A 17,241-nucleotide genomic window follows, 5' to 3' on the forward strand; every position below is an offset into this window, starting at 1 on the left:
GTAAAATGAACAATTAGCATCTACCGGTGCCTGAAAACTCCCACGGACCATCCAGTCCGCAGCCTGGATGGTATCCAGTACCTCAATCGCCGTCTCTTCGTTGGTGGGACGGTCAGAACTGGACCGATCAGTGGGCCCCGCCACCAGCGACACCGTCGAACACCTCCGCATCTGTAGGTTTTCCGGCAACGCAGTCGCCACCGCCTCTCCAAAACAAGTCACCTCGACCAACTGATTTTCAGCATCTGTGGAACACCGAGCAACCTGCACCAAACAGCATCACAAGTACGTCGGCGACGAGGCTGGCCGAGGCGCCGAAACGGACCCGCGGACGGTTGGTCATAGAGCTGGTGGCCCTCGGGTTCCTGTTGCTCTTTACCACTGCGACTGTGTTCGGCATTTATCGTCTCCTCGGTTTCACGGACCGCGGGACGATAGTCGGGAATTTCGTCGTGGCCCCGGCCCTTACTGCTGCACTTGGATATTTCCTATTCGTACGTTCTCGGCAATACGCCGAGAACGACTCCCGCGGCCCAAGTGAGGGCGCTCGCTTGCACCGGAAGACCATGCTGGCCGGAGGCTCGATCGTACTGGTGGCAGCGATGATCCTTGCCGGATTCATGACGCAGCAATCGAGTACTCCGACACTGTCCGGTTCGGAGCTGCAGACAATGATGCGTGAACAGCTTGGCCCGGCAGCTACATCAGGTGCGCTGACCGGCACGATCGCGTGCCCGACGAGTCGCTCCTACAGCGATGGAGATGTCGCTAGATGCACGATGGACATGCAGTCCGGATCGCAGGTCGTTCTCGTTGCAACGATCTACCGCACAGACAACAAGTGGCGGATCAACCTCGACGTCGGATAACCCCCGCAGGAAAGTTCGGGAACCCAGCCGGAACATATTAAGGTGGTGCAACTTTCGAAGAATTCGAAAGTTGCACGTCATCCGCTGCATGTACGAGACCGACAGGATTCGGCCGTTGTGGAAACAAGCAGGCACCTCCGGCGCGAATGCCTCTGATGTCAACCTTTACAACGCAAGCATGTACGGCACGAACCTGACCGGAGTGGACTTTTCTGGCGCCTACATGCGGCACGCGAACCTCGCGCATTCGGGCCTGAGCGGTGCGATCCTGATCGGCGCTGATCTGTTCGAAGCGGACCTGACGGGGGGCGAACCTCGACAATGTCTGCTGGGACGATTCGACCCGGTGGCCGACCGATTTCGGCGCGATCCATCTCCACGCTCATGCTGAACCAGCGAGAAGCCATCTCCGACAGCGTTCCTCAACCTTCCAATACAAAGTCCGTGAGCAACGTCGCCATCAGCCCGCAGGTGCCAGCCCGCTCTTGCTCACACACCTGCACCCGACTACGCCGCCACCGGTGGCAACTCGACGCGCAAGTCGTTGGGCCACCGGGCAGCCGAAGCTGGGGGCCGGATGGGCTTGAGCACGTCCCGCATATCGAGGTCGTGATGGTCCTGCCAAGCACGGCGGTTGTTGCAGAACTTCGTCCACAACTGCTCGTATCGTTCAGGATTGATCAACTTCGGAACCACTTCCGTCGGGGACACTGCAATGGCCACCAGACCATCCGGTCGCGAGTACTTCCATTCTGTCCACACACCGCGGTCAGCATCGACCACAGATTCCTGCGCGTGCAACCCATTCACCAACTGTGTCCCGACTTTGGGCTGCATCGGTTTCGCCTGTCCGTCCCGATCGGACTTCGTCTTGAAGTCACCGATGTACAGGTGGTTTTCGATCCGGAAGATCGTGTCCAGTGTTCCGGCCACGCCGATGCTGTGATTCCATACCGTCACCTCGTTGGCGATGGCCTTTACGTTCCACCGCATCCACCAGTCGATCAACGCCGACGCGTAGTCACCCTCGCCGTGCTCGTCGAGGTCCGCCCTCGCCTGGTCAACCTCGAATCGGTCAATGTTCCCGAGCTGCCATTCCCCCAGTAGTTCAGCGAGGTTGTGGACGCGGTCGCCTCGTTGAGCTGCCTGGTCTGCAACGACATCCGGTGTCGCAGCGATCGCACCGCGCACGGCACGGGCTATCGCATCCGGCTTCCGCGATCTCGCTGCCGCTCTCTCCCTCGCTGCGATCACATGGGGAAACTGATTACGCAGCGTCTCTTCGTCATTGCGCAGGTATGCGGCGGTCGCGTCCTGAACGAGTCGGGCCCGCCAACCCACCAGTGCGCTCCCCTGCGGCCGGACCCCGAGCTCGGGAAGTTTCGAGAACGGGTCGGGAAGATCATCGGCGTCCATCCCTTGCACAGTCGTAATCGACGGCACCTGAGGCTCGTCGCCCACAAAGCGGCCATACATTCGGCCCCATGCGGTTTGGTGAGAGAGCTTGGGAGTGGTCATGGATGCGAAGTTAAGTCCAGGCTCCGACACTGTGCGGCACCGGCATTGCAGCAGCGAGACCGTCGCCTGCTGAATACTCGTCGAGTAGCGCCGGCGTGCCAGGGACGAGCAGATGCCGGCGGCCGCCCTGCCAGAAGTAGGCGGCCTTCGGATCCACCCGGATGAGAAAAGCCAGGTCGTCGGGTCGATCAGCTCTCAGAAAATCTTCCACCCGCCAGCGGCCGCACCTCACGTCGTCCCCGCTCGCATAGACCAACATTGTTTGGGACTGAGTTTCGCACCACCGGTGGACGCGGGCCTCACGCCGGAGCAGCTCGATTCCCAGCGTCGGCAGACTCGTGTGCGCTGGGACTTGCTGAATCCACTGCAGATCATGCGCCCATACGTCGAATGCCTGCTTCTCCTCATTCGTCGTCCAGTCGTGGTGGCCGGCCGAATCGATGCGCGCGACCTCAACGCCTTCACGGATGAGGAGTTCCCGATCGAGATCAAGCCGGTAGGAGCCATCCGGAACATAGGCGGCGGTGGCGGGTAGCGCCTGATAGCGGTATCCCGGATGCGGCCGAACTGGCGTGGCGACAGTGGTCTGTCGCCGCGGAAGGTACTGCGGATCGTCAGTAAATTCGTCCACCCGGGCCGCAGGCGGGCCGGTATCGCGGTCGTACGTCATGCTCACTTGTCCTTCCCTTGTCCGACAGACCTTGTCGGTGCCTTCATGTATACGAGGTGCCCCTCGCCGGCGGGGCACGCGCGCATGCAGCCGGCCACCGGAACTCCCTAGTGCACACTCGTTGGCATGAAGACGTTTCCACAGACGCGGGTCTCCTTTTCGGCGAGCGACATCGACTGTGTGATCAGCGCTGCTGACAGCGGGCTCGTGCAGCACGCACTCTCGCAGGCCTTGCGAATCGTCCTTGAATCCGGCGGGTCGGCCCCGGGAGTGGAACCGATACAGATCAGTGAGGCACTCGAGCTGTTCGCCTGGATCGAGATGAGAACCTCTGGCGAGTCCGGACATTTTCTCACCGGTGAAATCCCGATGGTCCACTCAGCCACTGCGGCCCTGATTTTCTCGCGAGATGTGTTGCTGGCAACGGCCGGCAACATCGAAGCCGGTGTATGCCGCGTCCCCGATCAACCCGATCAGTCCCCCACCGCTCATGCAGGCGGTTACCGCGATTGCGCGAGCTGGGTGACCGACTTGATCAACAATCAAAACAACAAGGCCCCTGACTCCGCATACCTGGCCGGCCCCTACTGACTTCCTACCCGAATTGAGGGATTCCCATGTCTACAGCCACTTTTCCGCAGTATCGACTGTCTGCGGACGTGCACCAGGTCAACATCTATGCCAGGTACGCCGCGATGGGGATGCTACGTAGCAAGCTCGCCGACTCGCTCCGCGTCCTCCTCGAATCCGGGGTGCCGGCGGCTTCGGAGCTCGATCCTCGCGAGATCGCCGAACTGCTTACCTCTCTCACATTCACCCTGCCCGATGTCGACGAGCACCCGGAGTTGTTTGCCCAGGATCCGACGATGGTCTACATGCCGAGCGGCGCGGTAGAAGGTGCGGCACAAGTTGTCCGGCGGACTGGGGAGCACATCCAATCCGGACTCTTGGCCGTACCTGCGAAGCCCTCCGCTGCAGATCCGCGTGCGTACGGCCAGTCCTACATCGACGTCGCAGACGCAACGCAGGACATGATCGAACAGATCCGCACCGGAAGTTGATGTCGTACGGCTGGTCCGGTAGCGCACGGTCAATAGTGCTGTGTTGCAGAAGGCTGAGCGCTTACGTCGACATTCGCGGCCACCGATGATTGGAAGCTGTTCGCCGGCCGACGTGGTTTCAGATCATGCAAATGACTCAGATTCCAGCAATGCCACAAGCGCCTCCCCGACGATGTCGGCGACACGTGCCGGATCGTCGAGTTCGGTTATCGTCACGCCCGGCAGTCCGGCAACACGATCAATGAGATGCGCCGGCGGTCCGTCGTTGATCTGCCCGGCGATCAGCCACAGCATCCGGGTCTGAGATGAAGCCAATTGTTCTGCCTGATGGTAGATCTCGTCGAGATTCGGAAGATCCGCGTCGGTGATCACAACCACGAGTCTCGTGCCGGCACCCGAGGTCAGCTGCAGTCGAGAATCCAAGGCCAGCAGAGCCTCCGGAAGCCCGTCGCTGACGCCACCGGCCTCCGGGACATACACGGCGCCACCGATACTCTCGGCCGGCAGGTTCGCTGCTTTCGCGTTCCACACGACCGTGGCCGCCGCACCTCGATCAACTGCTGCCCGATTGACCATCCACGCAGTCACTGCGGAGATTTCGAGCACCGGTTCCATCGACTGGGAGACGTCGACCGCGATACCGACCGCCCACGGTGGTGCTTCCACGACGGTCCGGCGCGTGCGAGACCAGGGCGTCGCAGTCGGAATCATGCCCGCCGCGATCTGACCCTCACGGCGGGCCAGCTCACGGATCCGCATGCGTCCTGGTGGTACAGCCTGCGGAATGTGTTGCGTGCGTTCACCGCGGTCGAGTGCAGCCTCGACCGCTCGGTTCAGCCGGAGGGACTGTGCCAGCTCGCCGTCGGTTGGCCTTCTGACGCTGTGCGCAAGACGCCCGGTGCTGGCGACGCGTCCAGCTGCTGCGATCATCTGGCGCTGGTTCTCCGCCGCTGTGGTTACCCGGGCGGCAGCCGCCGATGGCGGAGTGATGTGTTCGGCGGCCTGCGCGGTCGCCGCGGTACGCCGGGCCATCGCTGCGAGAGCATCACGGAGGCTGGTGTTCTTTCCTGAAGCGGCGATCTCGTCGCCGGCGCCTTCGCTGGCTCCATGTTGAGGGCTGCATCCAGCGCCGTCATCGCCATCGCTGCCCTCGCTGTCGACGTCCGCGTCATCGAACTCGTCGACAATCGCTGCGGCGATCGACTCCGCGCACCGCACCAACCCATCGACGTCACCGTCGTCGAGAGCAACCGCTACACGCGTCTGCTCGACAACAATGCCGATTTGCTTCTCGGTCAAGAACTCCCCGGCTACCTCCGCGAGATCCGGAAGATCGCAGCGGTCATACACCCCGGCATCGATGCGACCACCCACCAAGATCAGGAGCCGAGCTGCCGAGGATGCGGAACTGGCTGTGCAGCTTCCAAGCAGATGCGAAGCCGAACTTCTCAGCCATACCCGATCCTGTGGGCGCCGCGCCACGACTCGCCCTTCCATTCGTGGTTCCTCGAGGAGCGCAGCCCACGCCCCCGCGGCCTTCGATAGCCGCCCCCGCCGAACGGTGTGAGCTGCATGGCCCGCTTCGTGCACAGCTACTCCGGTAAGGACCGGGAAGCGTGCGCGATCGCGGCGGTCACGAAGGTCGATTTGGTTCGGATCATCAGAGGGAGAGAGTGTTTGCGCTGCGTCGATGGTGACGGTGGCGGTCGTGTGAGAGTACGCGCCGGCCGGGCGCCCGCCTGCCAGTTCTGGGGTTGCGGCGATTCCGACAACGGTCATCAGATCCCGGCGGGCGGCGATCTCGTCGACGAACCGACCCACTCGCACGGAGAGCTGACCCCACGCGTCGGCTGTGAAGGTCTGTACTTCGTTGTCCATCGTCAGGGCGGCGGGTGCATTCATGACGTGTTACCTCTCTGATGACGTTCGCTCCGAAGTCACTGTCTCAACTGGCGCAGGTTTCCGCGGCACACCAGTCGTGCCGCACCGATGTCGCGGTACCGGGAGTCTGAGTTCCGACACAGAATTGAGAAAGGGAAGGTTCCATGATCGAAGCGACATTCGCGGCCTGGGCGGTACAGGCTGGAGACGGGCAGGTCACCGCCACCGTCGCCTACCGCGACCCGTTCACCAATACCTCGACTACGATCACTGGCTTCGGGGCTGAGTCCGACTTCCAAGAGGGCCAACTCGTAGTCCGAGAAAGCACCACGCCACCGGAATCCGCCGCGACTGTGTTCGCGGACGCTTTCCACACCTTCTTCCCTTCAGATTCCGATCACTCGAACCGCGTGATCCGATTTCCACAGATCAGCACTGTTCGCGTGCCAGGCGACGCACCGGTGGATCCGAGGGACTTCTTTCCACCGCTGTTCATGCTCGAGTTGGCCGAACAATCGGACCCCTACAACGTCGCGGTGCAGGCGCTGACCTCAGACAAGCGGGTCCTGCGCGGTACAGCGCAGGCCAGCAGCGGTGCCGACCTCGCTGATCGCATCATCATCGAGATCCCCGAAGCCGACCGAGACGGCCTTCTCCTCACCGACGGCCGCCGCTACCTCCCACGCACCATCGCGGGCCAGCCGGATTACCTGGTACTCCGAAAGCTGCGGGGTTACATGAATATTCGACTCAAGGGGGTTGCCGGTGGAGGTAAGACCACCCTCCCAGAGGTGGCATTCGGAGAGGATCTGATCACTGTGCAAGGGCACGGAGATCTGTCAGTGTCCTCGCTCATCGGGCACTACCAACCACAACCCGATGGCACATTCCTCTGGTGCGACGGCCCATTGCTGCGCGCGATGAAGTGCGGAAAAGTTCTACTCATCGACGAAATCAACCGGGCCCCTTCGGAGACGATCGCCATCTTGCTCTCAGTCGCTGATGCCCGCACCCAACTCGTCATCGACGACCGCCCCGACCTGCCGACCGTCCACGCCGCTCCAGGATTCAGTCTCGTCATCACATACAACGAGGAAGGACGAGGCATCCGACCACTCGACAACGCAATCAAGCGACGCTTCCCTTTCGAAGTCACCGTTGAAACCGACTACGACGTTGCAGAATCCGCCGGAATCGACTCCCGCCTGATCAAAGTGGGGTGGAACTTGCTCACCCAGCATGACGAATCCATCGCCACCGGAGGCCGGCCGATCTGGAGACCCCAGATGGCGGATCTGATCGCGGCGCAGAAGCTACTCGACGCCGGCCTGGGCGCCGAGTTCGCCGCGGCCACTCTTGTCGCGGCCTGCCCCGACCCAGATGTTTCCACATTGGTCGCCACCGCAGTCTCGACGTCCTTCGCGATCCCCAACGTCCGTCCTCTGCAGCTTGGAGGCGCAGCATGAGCAGTCTCGCTGTACCCATGCCTACGTGGCGAGCCCGCGGTCCGCTGACCAGTCTCGACGGCACGAACACCACGGGCATCGACACCACCGCTGACCTTCTCGGTGTCACCTTCGCCGACATCCCGGACGATGAACTGGTCCTGCACACTCTGAGAGTTGTCGAATACGCCTTCCGCCGGGACATGTGCGGGCTCCCTGACGTGCAGTCTGAGGCTGGGGCATCAGTTCACGGCAACACCGTTGTCGCCTTCGCTCCTCTGTCGAGGCGCCGATGCAAGACTCGATCCATCGAGCACGGGCTTCGAGCGGCACTGACCAACATCCTCCACATGCACGTCAATGGTTCGCCCGTGCGTGCTGACGGAACACAATTGTTCCCGGCTCTCGCTCGCCCGATCGTTGGCATCCGCGGGTTTTCCCTCGGTCACAGCGATTAGTGACCCCGCCACAACGCCTTCGGCGCCTTTGCGCCGAACCAGCCAGCCGTCCACCAGAATCACGTCGACTCGCCTAAGCCCCATGAAATCTCGCGCCTCCTTCTGATCTCTTCGACACCGCGGGCCATGTCGGACCATCAGGGCACACTGACCGGAACCAACTACGAGAGGATGACAGGCATGAGCAAAGAAATCACCAAAATTCTTGCGGTCGTCGCGGGGATTGGCGGGATCGGCTTCGCGATCGGAACGCTGATCGGGTGTCTGTTCCTTTCCGACACAATGGAACCGTGGCAATTCGGCCTGATCTTCGCCTTGGTCGTACTGTTCTTGGGTCTCCTCGGCGCTGCCCCGCTGGCATCGCGCCTGTTCACTGGACGAAGCTAGCTCGAATCACACGCGCCGCGAACGAAGAGACGTCGCTTCAGCGTCCGAGCACTTGGAATGCGTTGCAGCGCGGCATTCATCACCTGTGGCCACCGAAGGCAAGGACAATCATCGACTTGCAGCAAAGGAATACCGCCGGAGTTGCTCGTCCAGATCGGAATCCGGCAATGCGATGTGCTTCAGACCGAGCGATAGTGACTGAGATCGGAGCTGGACCACAACTCACTCCGCGCGATGTCCTGTTGCCCGTCGCCGCCACCGTCAACGGCGCAGAGCATTGGAAAGTGAGATAACCATGACCCTCGTCCTCGGTATCATCGGCGTCATCGCGCTCTTTCTTCTCGCGTGGCAGGTTTTCGTGAGGCTTCCGGCCACTCTCAATCGCCGCGATCAAGCTCAAGAAGGACAGCCCGATTGGCTGACCGGCGGAGGAGATAAGGACGACGCAATCAGTGGTAGCGGCGCTGTCGGCGACCACAGCGGATTCGATGGCAGCGCAGACTCTTCCAAGTACGGAACCAGCCACCAGGACCAACGAGCACCTCTGGCGAGGACGCCTGACTACAAGGATCACGGTCAGGATCCCGACGAGTATCAAGAATTGGTCAACGTCGATCTTCCGTCCAACACCGCACTCGTTCAACTCACAGCATTTGAAGCCGAACACTGCGCAATGATCATCGGCGCGTACTTACAAGGTCAAACCGGATACGAGCCCGCGGCGCTTGATGTTCGGTGGTTCCTCCTGGCTGCTGCGGCTTCAGCGCGCCACCCAGACAACGACCACCTCGCGCAAGTGCTCGCTTCCCGCCGCGACGCCGTGATGAATTGGCCGTTTCCACGTCCGGGCGGACCACGGGCTCAACCGCGATAACACCTAGTCGTGACAGCGCAGAGAAAGCGGCAACCCAAATCGGAGCTCGAATGCCCACAGGTTGAGGTTGGTCTACCTGGCCGCCAATGTCTTCTCTTGCCGGTGCCTGTAGAACTCACTCCACGATCAGGCCGCGTACTGCCATGATCGGGAGGACGTGCAGGTTCCCATGCTCGTCGGCGAACTGCACCGAACACTCGTTCACCCCAACGATTGTGCCCTTCACCGCATACATCGCTCTGAGATGGGCGACGAACACTGTCCCTGACGCTGCGCCGTAGCCGTTCCCGATACGTCCGGTCAGTAGCGTCGCGACTTGCGCGGCGTGTTCACGGCCGTCGATGACTTCAAAAACAGCAGCATCGGTGGAAGCGACGATCCAGTCGTGGAAAGCCTCGATCGAAACGGACTGTGCCATATACGGGCCGACCGCTGGGATCGACTGCTCATCGACCAGGCCGGCGTAGTCATTTGTCGTGAAGCCCATCGCCTTGCTCCCTTTGTCCTGTGGGGTAGATGCGGTTCACCATCTCGCCCCGCACAAACACGTGCGGCATCAACGCGACTCCGCGAATACGCCTTGGCGTCAGCAGAGTTCGACCACCCACGCATACCACCTGCTCACAGCACGCTCGGAATACCTGACGGATCCCTCTCACTCATCACGACCGCGTCCGCTTCATCGAACTGCTCGACGGACAATCCAGTCTGAGAAACCCATTCACGGCGAAGCTCGTCGAACAGGTCCGTCGGCCACCGCTGGATCAACTTCGGCAACGATCCCGGCACCAAAGCCCCATCGACAGTTGCGCGCACCGTCACTGTCACCGAAACTTCGAAACTTCTTTTATTGCTTTCCATTTCAACCTCCTGTTCGAACAGCCTTCCGCGTGACTCGACTCTGTCTGCCGGCGCACGAGCCTGCGGCACCGACCATCTCGGCCGGACACGAATCTCTGCCACCGGAGGTTGCTTAGCGGCGCGAGCGGAACAGCCAATCAGCTCTTCGTCAGGTAGTGCGCATCGTCGCCGAGAGCAGCCTCAACTTCGCGTTTCATCAGCTGACTGCGGTGCAAGTGTGGGTCACGAGCCAAGATGTCGTGGGCATCCGCCCGCGCTGCGAGATGGATGCGAGCATCATCGATCAGGTCCGCAACCAACAGCCCAGCATCTCGCCCTGCCTGTGCTGAACCGGTCAGGGAGCCAGGCCCGCGGATCTGCAGATCGCGATCGGCGAGTACAAAGCCGTCGTCGGTCTCGCACATCGCATCCATACGCGCCACACCGTCCTCGCTATTGGTCTGTCCGACAAGCCAGCAGTGGCCGGGCCAGCGTCCACGTCCGACTCGGCCACGCAGCTGATGTAGCTGGGCCAGACCAAATTTCGTGGCATCCAAGATCGCGATCACAGTCGCATTCGGAACCGAAACACCGACCTCGATCACGGTTGTCGCAACAAGTACGTCGAGTTCGTGTTCCTTGAACGCGCGCATCATTTCTCGCCGCACGTCCGGCTTCTGCTTCCCAGTCGCCAAACCGATCCGCAAGCCTGCCAATGCGCCGGCCTCGAGTGCGACGCAAGTGTCTTCGGCTGCTGCCGCCATCTTAGTTTCCGAGTCTTGACCGGAGACTTTGACCAACGGGCACACCACGAACGCTTGTCTCCCCTGACTGATCTCGCTACGGATGGATTTCCACACCGGAGAATTCGGGTCGTCCGTCGTCGCGGATTCCAGCCACGTCGTCACTGTCGGGGTTCGACCCGGCGGCTTCTCATCAAGGATCGACAGCTCCACGTCACCGTAGGTCGTGATCGCGGCAGTCCGAGGTATAGGAGTCGCTGTGGCTTGCAGAATATCCGGCGTCGACCCACCCGGGCCCTTCGTGGCCAGCACTGCACGTTGATCCACACCGAAACGGTGTTGTTCATCGATCAATGCCACACCAAGGTTCGCGAACACAACCGGATCCGACAGCACAGAGTGGGTTCCCACCAGCAAGTTCACATGCCCGCCCGCGAGGTCTGCGAGCACATTTTTCCGCGGACGGGGAAGTCCCCGCGACACCAGCAGATCCACTGTCACACCCAACGGACGCAGCACCTCGGCCATCTCCTCGAAGTGCTGGCGCGCGAGTATCTCAGTCGGCGCCATCAGCACTGCCTGGTAGCCACCCTCAATGGCCATCAGTGCAGTTGCCGCAAGTACCAGCGTCTTTCCTGCACCAACGTCGCCTTGAAGCAGCCGGTTCATCGGCCGGGCAGCGACCATGTCTTTGCGAATCTGACCGATCGCTCGCGACTGCGCACCCGTCGGCGTGTACGGAAGGCCAGCCAGCCAAGGATCTACGAGTTTCCCAGTCGGTGTGTGCGTCACACCCGGTTCCGCGGCCTGCGCATTTCGGAGTACGCCGAGCGCGAGTTGCAGTCTCAACAGCTCGTCGTAGGCAAGCCGATTTCTTCCCAAGTCCGCGTCAGCTTTCGACTCCGGGACATGCACCGACCGCAGCGCAGCCAACCGCGTTGGTAGCTTCCGCCTAACCAACAGTGGAGCCGGGATCGGATCGTCGAGCGCCGGGATACGCCGCAACGCGTCAACCGCCGCCCGTCGCAACATCCAAGTGTCTACCGAATGCTTCTGCGACTGTGGGTAAATCGCCAACAGCGGGGCCGTGGAATCCGACATCAGTTCGAGTAGCGGAGAGGTCATTGACAATGCTCCGTTGAACTCGCCGAGATCACCCTGCACGATCAACAGGTCACCACGGTGGAACCGCTGGCCCATCCACATGGCATGGAAGAACATCGCTGAGATGTTCGTACGGTGGTCGCCGAGCGTGAATCGGACGTAACGCTTCTCCCAGTCCGTTTTCATTCCGAGGACTCGTGCAACGAACGTCACCTGCTTTGTCCCGGCGACCAGTGTCTCCAGAGGGGCCAACTGCGTTCGGTCTACGTAGCGGAGGGGCACCCGCATCAGCAGGTCGAACACACTCGAAACTCCGCCAGCCACCATCTTTTCGTTCGTCGTCTCACCAACGCCGTCAAGATCGTCGACAGGAACTCCCCGCAGAGAATCGAGCAGTCCATCGAATAGCAGCGGTTCACCGGAACCCTTCTCCGCGAGAACCGCTGCTGCTGACCTGTTGTCCTCAATATGAGGGATCGCGAGTTCAACACCCACTGCTGCGAACGATTCCGCAACGGTCGGAGCCGCCGCAACTCGCGTACCACTCCCCCACGAGACTGTCGACGCCACCAGTGAGGACACAACCGCTTGCTGAGCCTTCGGCTCTCTGGACGATGGCGCCGCGACTCGTGTCCCACTCCCCCACGGCCAGTCACTGTCCTGCACCGACTGCTCCGCTGATTCCTCGTCACGGCCGCTGTGTCGCACTCCGCCCCCTGGCGCCGACTCACCTGCCCCCGGTGCGCCGGCAGGTAGATCTGGCAAGCTCTCAACTATTACTCCCAGCGCCGGCAACGCATCGGCGTGCGCGCGTACGTCAACGAGGAGTTGCAGAGACAGACGGGGCGGCCACGACGATTCATCTCGAACATTGCGTTTACGAGCAGAATCCATCGCAGGGGTACACACACCAACTGACGCCAACCGGTCCGCTGCATCCCGCAGACGCGCTCGCTGGGCCAAGCTCAGTTGCACGTCAACACGCTCCCTACTGCGGTCGTGGTCACGGATCATTCCGCGCCTCGATTTCAATTCTGCGAGAAGCACTTCCGGTCATGCGGCACTCTGCGTCGTGCCACACACCAGAACCACCCACACCACAATCAAAATCATGACCACCACATCCGGCAGTAACTCACTTCTAACCTGGGTCACAATCATCACTCCGACAAAGCCAATTGCAGAGTGCTGCGCGGAGTTCGGCCTCACCGTGCCGTCGATCCTGTTGGTCTTGGCCACTGATCGCGGCCCATCCACAATGTCCAAACTTCTTGCAGGTCTATCAATTACACGATCCACCGACAAAACGGCTCACATCATCAAGGCCGCAGAACCGTCAATCACCGAATTCGCGATGCAATACCCTGATCAGCTACTCGCCCGCTCCGGAACCGGTCGACCATTCACAGCAGTCGACGACACCGGCATCCCCTACACAGTGTGGGCCAACCTCACAAAGCTGACTTCGGCTCTCAGCATCACTGATTGAACCCGTCACTCGAGATAACCGCATCACCGAATCGAAGCAGCTGAGTGCGAGTGTTCTTTGACAACTTGTCCAAAACGATGATGTCCCCGCCTTCCAGGTGCTGATCGAACGGCACCTCAACGACAGCCCTGACGATATTTCGATAGAAATCCATGATCTTCGCTGTATTGGTTTTCGTCCGGTCGTGCCTCGAATTGACCACCACCACAGCATCATCGAGTAGTCGTTTGTACTTCGGCTTGGCCTCGGCCCGGTCCATCATGCGGTTAGCCGTCCAAGTCGACGACCGAACCCCATCCCCACCCTCGGACACGATCACCACGAGATCCGCATCATCGAGGACAGCTTCCACGACATCGGAAACCATGCCGGCGGCGCAGTCGGTGATCGTCACCTCGTAATGCTCGCGAAGTATCTCGGTCAACCTTACGTAGTCCGTGCTCGTGAAAACAGCCTCCGCCGAGGTCGATGCGTCGGCCGCAAGGACGTCCAAGCCACCGGCCACCCGGTTCATGTGGGCTCGCAGATCATCGAGTGTCCGGATCCGCCCGATGCCTTCGACGACGCTACGTACGTTTCCCGCAGGTCTTTTCGACTCGGGAACTCTGTTTCCCAAGTCACCACAGCCGGGTGATGCGTCGACGGCAACGATCGGACCGTTCCGGAGCGAAGCCAACAACAGCCCGAGAAGCACGGCGGTTGTCGTCTTCCCTGTCCCGCCACCCTCGTTGATGAAGGCAATGTTCTTCGGCTCGTTCAGCGGTCGCCGGATTGACTTCGCCAGTGCCACATCGTCGCCGGGGCCAGTCGCTGCGGTGCGGCCACGCAGCATCGTCAGCCATCGCCCGCGACGCTTCTCCGACTTCGGTGAATCCTCTCGGCGACGGGGCTCCGCTGCCGAAACCGGCCGTTGTCCACCAGCCTTCGTCGTATTCCCGGCGCCGGCCGGCCGCAGAGGTCGTCGGACAGCCGTGACCGACGCCGGAGTCGCTGACTCCGCCCACTGAGTGTTGTCCGCCTGCGGCTCAGCCTCTCCGGGCCCAACCTGGTCGTCGAGCGCCCGGTCATCCCACGGGTTGTCGGATCCACCCCCAAACGAATCGTTGCGCCCGGAGCCCGCATTTTCACTCATCGACGTTCACCTCCTGAAAATCGTTCGCCCACCATAGTGACTGTCACTGTTCCGGTGTTCTGGTCAACTGGTCGCGCCACCGCTCGTGAACAGTGTCCGTCCTGCGATCTACCCAGCCAGTTGTGCAGTCTTCGGTCCACTGACGAAGGCGCGATGTCGACTGAGCGCCCATCCACGCAGCCAGACCTACATCACCGTCCCAACCTTGCCTGTTCGTTGTTCCCACGATGATCAACGGCCCCTGGTGACCTGCGATCTGACCGCACAGTTCCTTCCAGGCGGACTGAATCTGATCTGAGCGCCTGGTGGCGACGCCGATGTCATCTATGAGGATCACCGACGCTCCTCTCAACCAAGCCTGCAATCGTCCTCGCAGTTCCCACGGTGCAACGTCACCGCCGAGAAGCGCTTCCTCCGACACAAATCGCACCTGGTCGGCACCAAACTTTTCAGCGACCGCATTGCAGACAGCGAACCCCGCGAAGGTCTTGCCGATTCCTGTGGGTCCGAAGAACATCAGCCCAGCTCGCGCTCGATCATCAAGTTCACAAGCGGCGACCGCTTCGCATGCTGTGCGGCCCCACCGGGTGTTTCGAACGTCCGGGTCACCCAACGTCGCCGCTTCGTAACCTGCAGTCGCATCGAACTCGGCGATCCTGCGCAACAGTCGACCGCGGGCTTGGCCTTCGAGTTCGCGATCCCATGTCTGCTCGTAGTCCTCTCCGCGACAGCGAGTGCATGTGACGTTCGACTGCCAACCAGGCGGTTGACCTGGCATTCCACTCATGCGCAGAACTTCCTCTCCGCACTGGCGACACTTCACCCTGACCACAGTGTTAGCTCTCGTTTTTGCCATCAGATCCCCCGCACGGTCACCGTGGTGGATCCCACGGCCGCGACACTGTCACCCGCGAGCGTATTCGTCTCGTTCACACCTGCCCCAATACCGCTTCGTGTTCGGATCGATCCTGATGCCATGTCCACCATCGCCTTTCGGATCTTCTCGATCGAGGGAAAGTCGTCGCCTTGTACGTAGAATCGTGCGCGTCCGGCGTCAGGTGCGAGTATCCACAAGATGACTGCCTTCACATCTGCCACAGGCACGGAGGCGCCGCCGTCCGATCCCGTCAACACCTCCCAGATCCTGCGATACGTCACCCCCCGAACGGGAACTTCCCCGTTCTTGAGCAGTTTGCCCAGATAGCACGACCAGCCGCGACTCAACTCCTTGATCGCCTCGGCATGTTCCCCACCGTCACGCACAGGGTCGAAACCGGCACCTGCAGTTCGATAGTCGGCGTACAACTTTTGGAATGTTCGTTCGGTTGGCATGCCCTGGATATTCGACTTCCAATGCGGCTTATGCTTCATCGCCCATGAGATCGCCCCGGAAGCTTCCTCGACATCTCGAATTCGAAGCACAGCCATAGCGTTTCGCCGCCACGCTGTCGTCGGGGTCACATCTCCCACCACCCCGTATGTCCGTACGGTGTTTATCACTGCGCTGATCAAACGGTCGATGCCAGCGACTATGACTGCACCGCTCTCGGACTCGGCAAGTCTGAATTCAGCAAGCATCTGCGAGTACGGCCCCGCTTTCGGAGCCCCCGACCGTGTCGGGTGTGGCGCGGGAATCGGCGCTTCTCGGCTTCTCCAATGAGAGGTTGCACAATCGTTGCCGAGTGCCCATTCCAACACTCCGCGGGGATCACTCGCTCCGCTGGCCCCGACAATCGCGGATGCCCACGCATGTCGGTCGCCGTCGATGAGTTTCTTCGGCGACGTTCTGACCCACTCAAGCAATGTTTCGACGCGAGTTTCGTCTGTTTGCCACGTCGATTCTGCGCGGTGTGAATTTCGAGCAGAGTCACCAGCTGCGAGCGCCTCGGCGATTCGGCCGGCCACCGCGTCTGCGAGTCGTTCGATCAATTCCGGTCGAGCCTCGAATGCGGCGACGATCGATGCTGCGAGTTCCGCCTCGTCCAAGTTCGCCATGGTCCCTCCCGGTCGGGCTGAAGTCGTGTTGGTGTTTCCGATCGCCAACGCTAGGAGCACCGTTTCCGGTGTGCGGCACGTACTCGCGCTGCTTACCGGTTCCTCGGACTGCATCCAGGACACACAAAGCCGCCACTGAGCGCCTCGCAGAAGCTGCGCCGAGGCGTACTCGCGGTCCGTGGTCGCATTCCGCCGACAAATGGCCCACAAGGCCTCTCAGCGGCGATTCCACTCGGAACCTATTCATGGCCGGCGTAGAAGTTCATCCGGGGATGCGCTTGCGCATCGGGGTCTCGGCGCGAAGCGGCGAGGTCGTCAACTCGAGCGAAAACCCTCCCCCTGCACCCCCACCGACCGTAGGGAGGTGGGGTTTTGTTGTGGTCTTGTTCGTGCGCGCGCGGACGCGCGCACGTGCGACTATCCAATACCCCAGCGGATACCCTATCCACCACGGCTCTGACCAGCGAGTTTGAATGCGGATACCCTATCCGTTGACCTATCCGTAGGGGTATCCGAAGACAGCGAAATGGATAGGGTATCCCGTGCGGTATCCACAGGTTTTGAAGCTGATACTCGCTCGTCCGGAGGGGAACTTGAAGTCTGGCCTCAACACCTTTAGTGCCCCTACTCCCTGCGGAGCGGACGACATCCAACCGATCAGGCCCCATGCCTTCGTCGACGAAGGCATGGGGCCTGATTTAGCCTGAATCCACCGATGAGCTTGTGAAAGTTGATCCGAATCGACGACACGAGCAAGAACTGTTTCCAGGCAGGG

Annotated in this window: 18 protein-coding genes and 1 pseudogene; 9 read left to right on the forward strand and 10 right to left on the reverse strand. The window is 61.2% G+C overall.

The genetic code is table 11. The annotated features are described in order from the left end of the window. Positions 1-26 precede the first annotated feature (26 nt). From AC1Q61_RS30200 to AC1Q61_RS30210, 3 genes and pseudogenes are all read left to right on the forward strand, one after another. Positions 27-146 (forward strand): annotated as a pseudogene (locus AC1Q61_RS30200) (DUF2510 domain-containing protein); the annotation flags it as partial. A gap of 405 nt (positions 147-551) precedes the next feature. Further along, on the forward strand, positions 552-869 hold the full coding sequence (locus tag AC1Q61_RS30205; RefSeq protein WP_231915709.1) for a DUF4333 domain-containing protein: 318 nt from the start codon (positions 552-554) through the stop codon (positions 867-869). 88 nt (positions 870-957) lie between these two features. Further along, positions 958-1,260, forward strand: a complete 303-nt coding sequence (locus AC1Q61_RS30210) for a pentapeptide repeat-containing protein (protein ID WP_075835671.1) — start codon at positions 958-960, stop codon at positions 1,258-1,260. Positions 1,261-1,376: 116 nt separating this feature from the next. Here the strand turns inward: AC1Q61_RS30210 and AC1Q61_RS30215 are convergent, their stop codons facing one another. Beyond that, a complete protein-coding gene (locus tag AC1Q61_RS30215; RefSeq protein ID WP_143542517.1) occupies positions 1,377-2,387 on the reverse strand; it encodes a cytochrome in 1,011 nt (336 codons plus the stop codon). Between the two features lie 10 nt (positions 2,388-2,397). After that, positions 2,398-3,057 (reverse strand): hypothetical protein, encoded by a 660-nt coding sequence (locus AC1Q61_RS30220; RefSeq protein ID WP_047269145.1) that lies wholly within the window; start codon positions 3,055-3,057, stop codon positions 2,398-2,400. A 126-nt stretch (positions 3,058-3,183) separates the two neighbouring features. On the opposite strand from AC1Q61_RS30220, the gene AC1Q61_RS30225 reads away from it, so the two are divergent. Beyond that, positions 3,184-3,648, forward strand: a complete 465-nt coding sequence (locus tag AC1Q61_RS30225; protein WP_075835667.1) for a hypothetical protein — start codon at positions 3,184-3,186, stop codon at positions 3,646-3,648. Between the two features lie 26 nt (positions 3,649-3,674). After that, positions 3,675-4,118, forward strand: a complete 444-nt coding sequence (locus AC1Q61_RS30230; RefSeq protein WP_058228438.1) for an SRR1 family protein — start codon at positions 3,675-3,677, stop codon at positions 4,116-4,118. A 123-nt stretch (positions 4,119-4,241) separates the two neighbouring features. On the opposite strand, the gene AC1Q61_RS30235 is transcribed toward AC1Q61_RS30230, so the two are convergent. Further along, positions 4,242-6,020, reverse strand: coding sequence for a hypothetical protein (locus tag AC1Q61_RS30235; RefSeq protein WP_075835665.1), 1,779 nt, complete (start codon positions 6,018-6,020; stop codon positions 4,242-4,244). Positions 6,021-6,163: 143 nt separating this feature from the next. On the opposite strand from AC1Q61_RS30235, the gene AC1Q61_RS30240 reads away from it, so the two are divergent. The 4 genes from AC1Q61_RS30240 to AC1Q61_RS30255 all read left to right on the forward strand — a co-directional run bounded on the left by AC1Q61_RS30240 (position 6,164) and on the right by AC1Q61_RS30255 (position 9,163). After that, a complete protein-coding gene (locus AC1Q61_RS30240) occupies positions 6,164-7,465 on the forward strand; it encodes an AAA family ATPase (protein ID WP_047269149.1) in 1,302 nt (433 codons plus the stop codon). Beyond that, positions 7,462-7,902, forward strand: coding sequence for a hypothetical protein (locus tag AC1Q61_RS30245; protein ID WP_047269150.1), 441 nt, complete (start codon positions 7,462-7,464; stop codon positions 7,900-7,902). Before AC1Q61_RS30240 ends, AC1Q61_RS30245 begins: the two co-directional genes overlap by 4 nt. 180 nt (positions 7,903-8,082) lie before the next feature. Continuing rightward, entirely contained in the window at positions 8,083-8,289 is a 207-nt protein-coding gene (locus AC1Q61_RS30250; RefSeq protein WP_143542516.1) for a hypothetical protein, read from the forward strand. Positions 8,290-8,584: 295 nt separating this feature from the next. Further along, complete coding sequence (locus AC1Q61_RS30255) at positions 8,585-9,163, forward strand: hypothetical protein (RefSeq protein ID WP_075835661.1); 579 nt, start codon at positions 8,585-8,587, stop codon at positions 9,161-9,163. Positions 9,164-9,278: 115 nt separating this feature from the next. On the opposite strand, the gene AC1Q61_RS30260 is transcribed toward AC1Q61_RS30255, so the two are convergent. The 7 genes from AC1Q61_RS30260 to AC1Q61_RS30290 all read right to left on the reverse strand — a co-directional run bounded on the left by AC1Q61_RS30260 (position 9,279) and on the right by AC1Q61_RS30290 (position 16,466). After that, complete coding sequence (locus AC1Q61_RS30260) at positions 9,279-9,650, reverse strand: hypothetical protein (protein ID WP_075835659.1); 372 nt, start codon at positions 9,648-9,650, stop codon at positions 9,279-9,281. 134 nt (positions 9,651-9,784) lie between these two features. Further along, positions 9,785-10,024: a hypothetical protein gene (locus AC1Q61_RS30265; RefSeq protein WP_064112267.1), complete on the reverse strand. Its 240-nt coding sequence runs from the start codon at positions 10,022-10,024 to the stop codon at positions 9,785-9,787. Between the two features lie 137 nt (positions 10,025-10,161). After that, positions 10,162-12,825 (reverse strand): ATP-dependent DNA helicase RecG, encoded by a 2,664-nt coding sequence (locus tag AC1Q61_RS30270; protein WP_125053084.1) that lies wholly within the window; start codon positions 12,823-12,825, stop codon positions 10,162-10,164. Between the two features lie 78 nt (positions 12,826-12,903). Beyond that, positions 12,904-13,089: a hypothetical protein gene (locus AC1Q61_RS30275; RefSeq protein ID WP_141695860.1), complete on the reverse strand. Its 186-nt coding sequence runs from the start codon at positions 13,087-13,089 to the stop codon at positions 12,904-12,906. A 239-nt stretch (positions 13,090-13,328) separates the two neighbouring features. Continuing rightward, a complete protein-coding gene (locus AC1Q61_RS30280; protein WP_058228445.1) occupies positions 13,329-14,471 on the reverse strand; it encodes a nucleotide-binding protein in 1,143 nt (380 codons plus the stop codon). Between the two features lie 43 nt (positions 14,472-14,514). Then, entirely contained in the window at positions 14,515-15,258 is a 744-nt protein-coding gene (locus AC1Q61_RS30285; RefSeq protein ID WP_190287584.1) for an AAA family ATPase, read from the reverse strand. A 68-nt stretch (positions 15,259-15,326) separates the two neighbouring features. Next, entirely contained in the window at positions 15,327-16,466 is a 1,140-nt protein-coding gene (locus tag AC1Q61_RS30290; protein ID WP_075835651.1) for a hypothetical protein, read from the reverse strand. Positions 16,467-17,241 lie beyond the last annotated feature (775 nt).

It is taken from the genome of Rhodococcus sp. MPR-R1B (genome assembly GCF_058793255.1).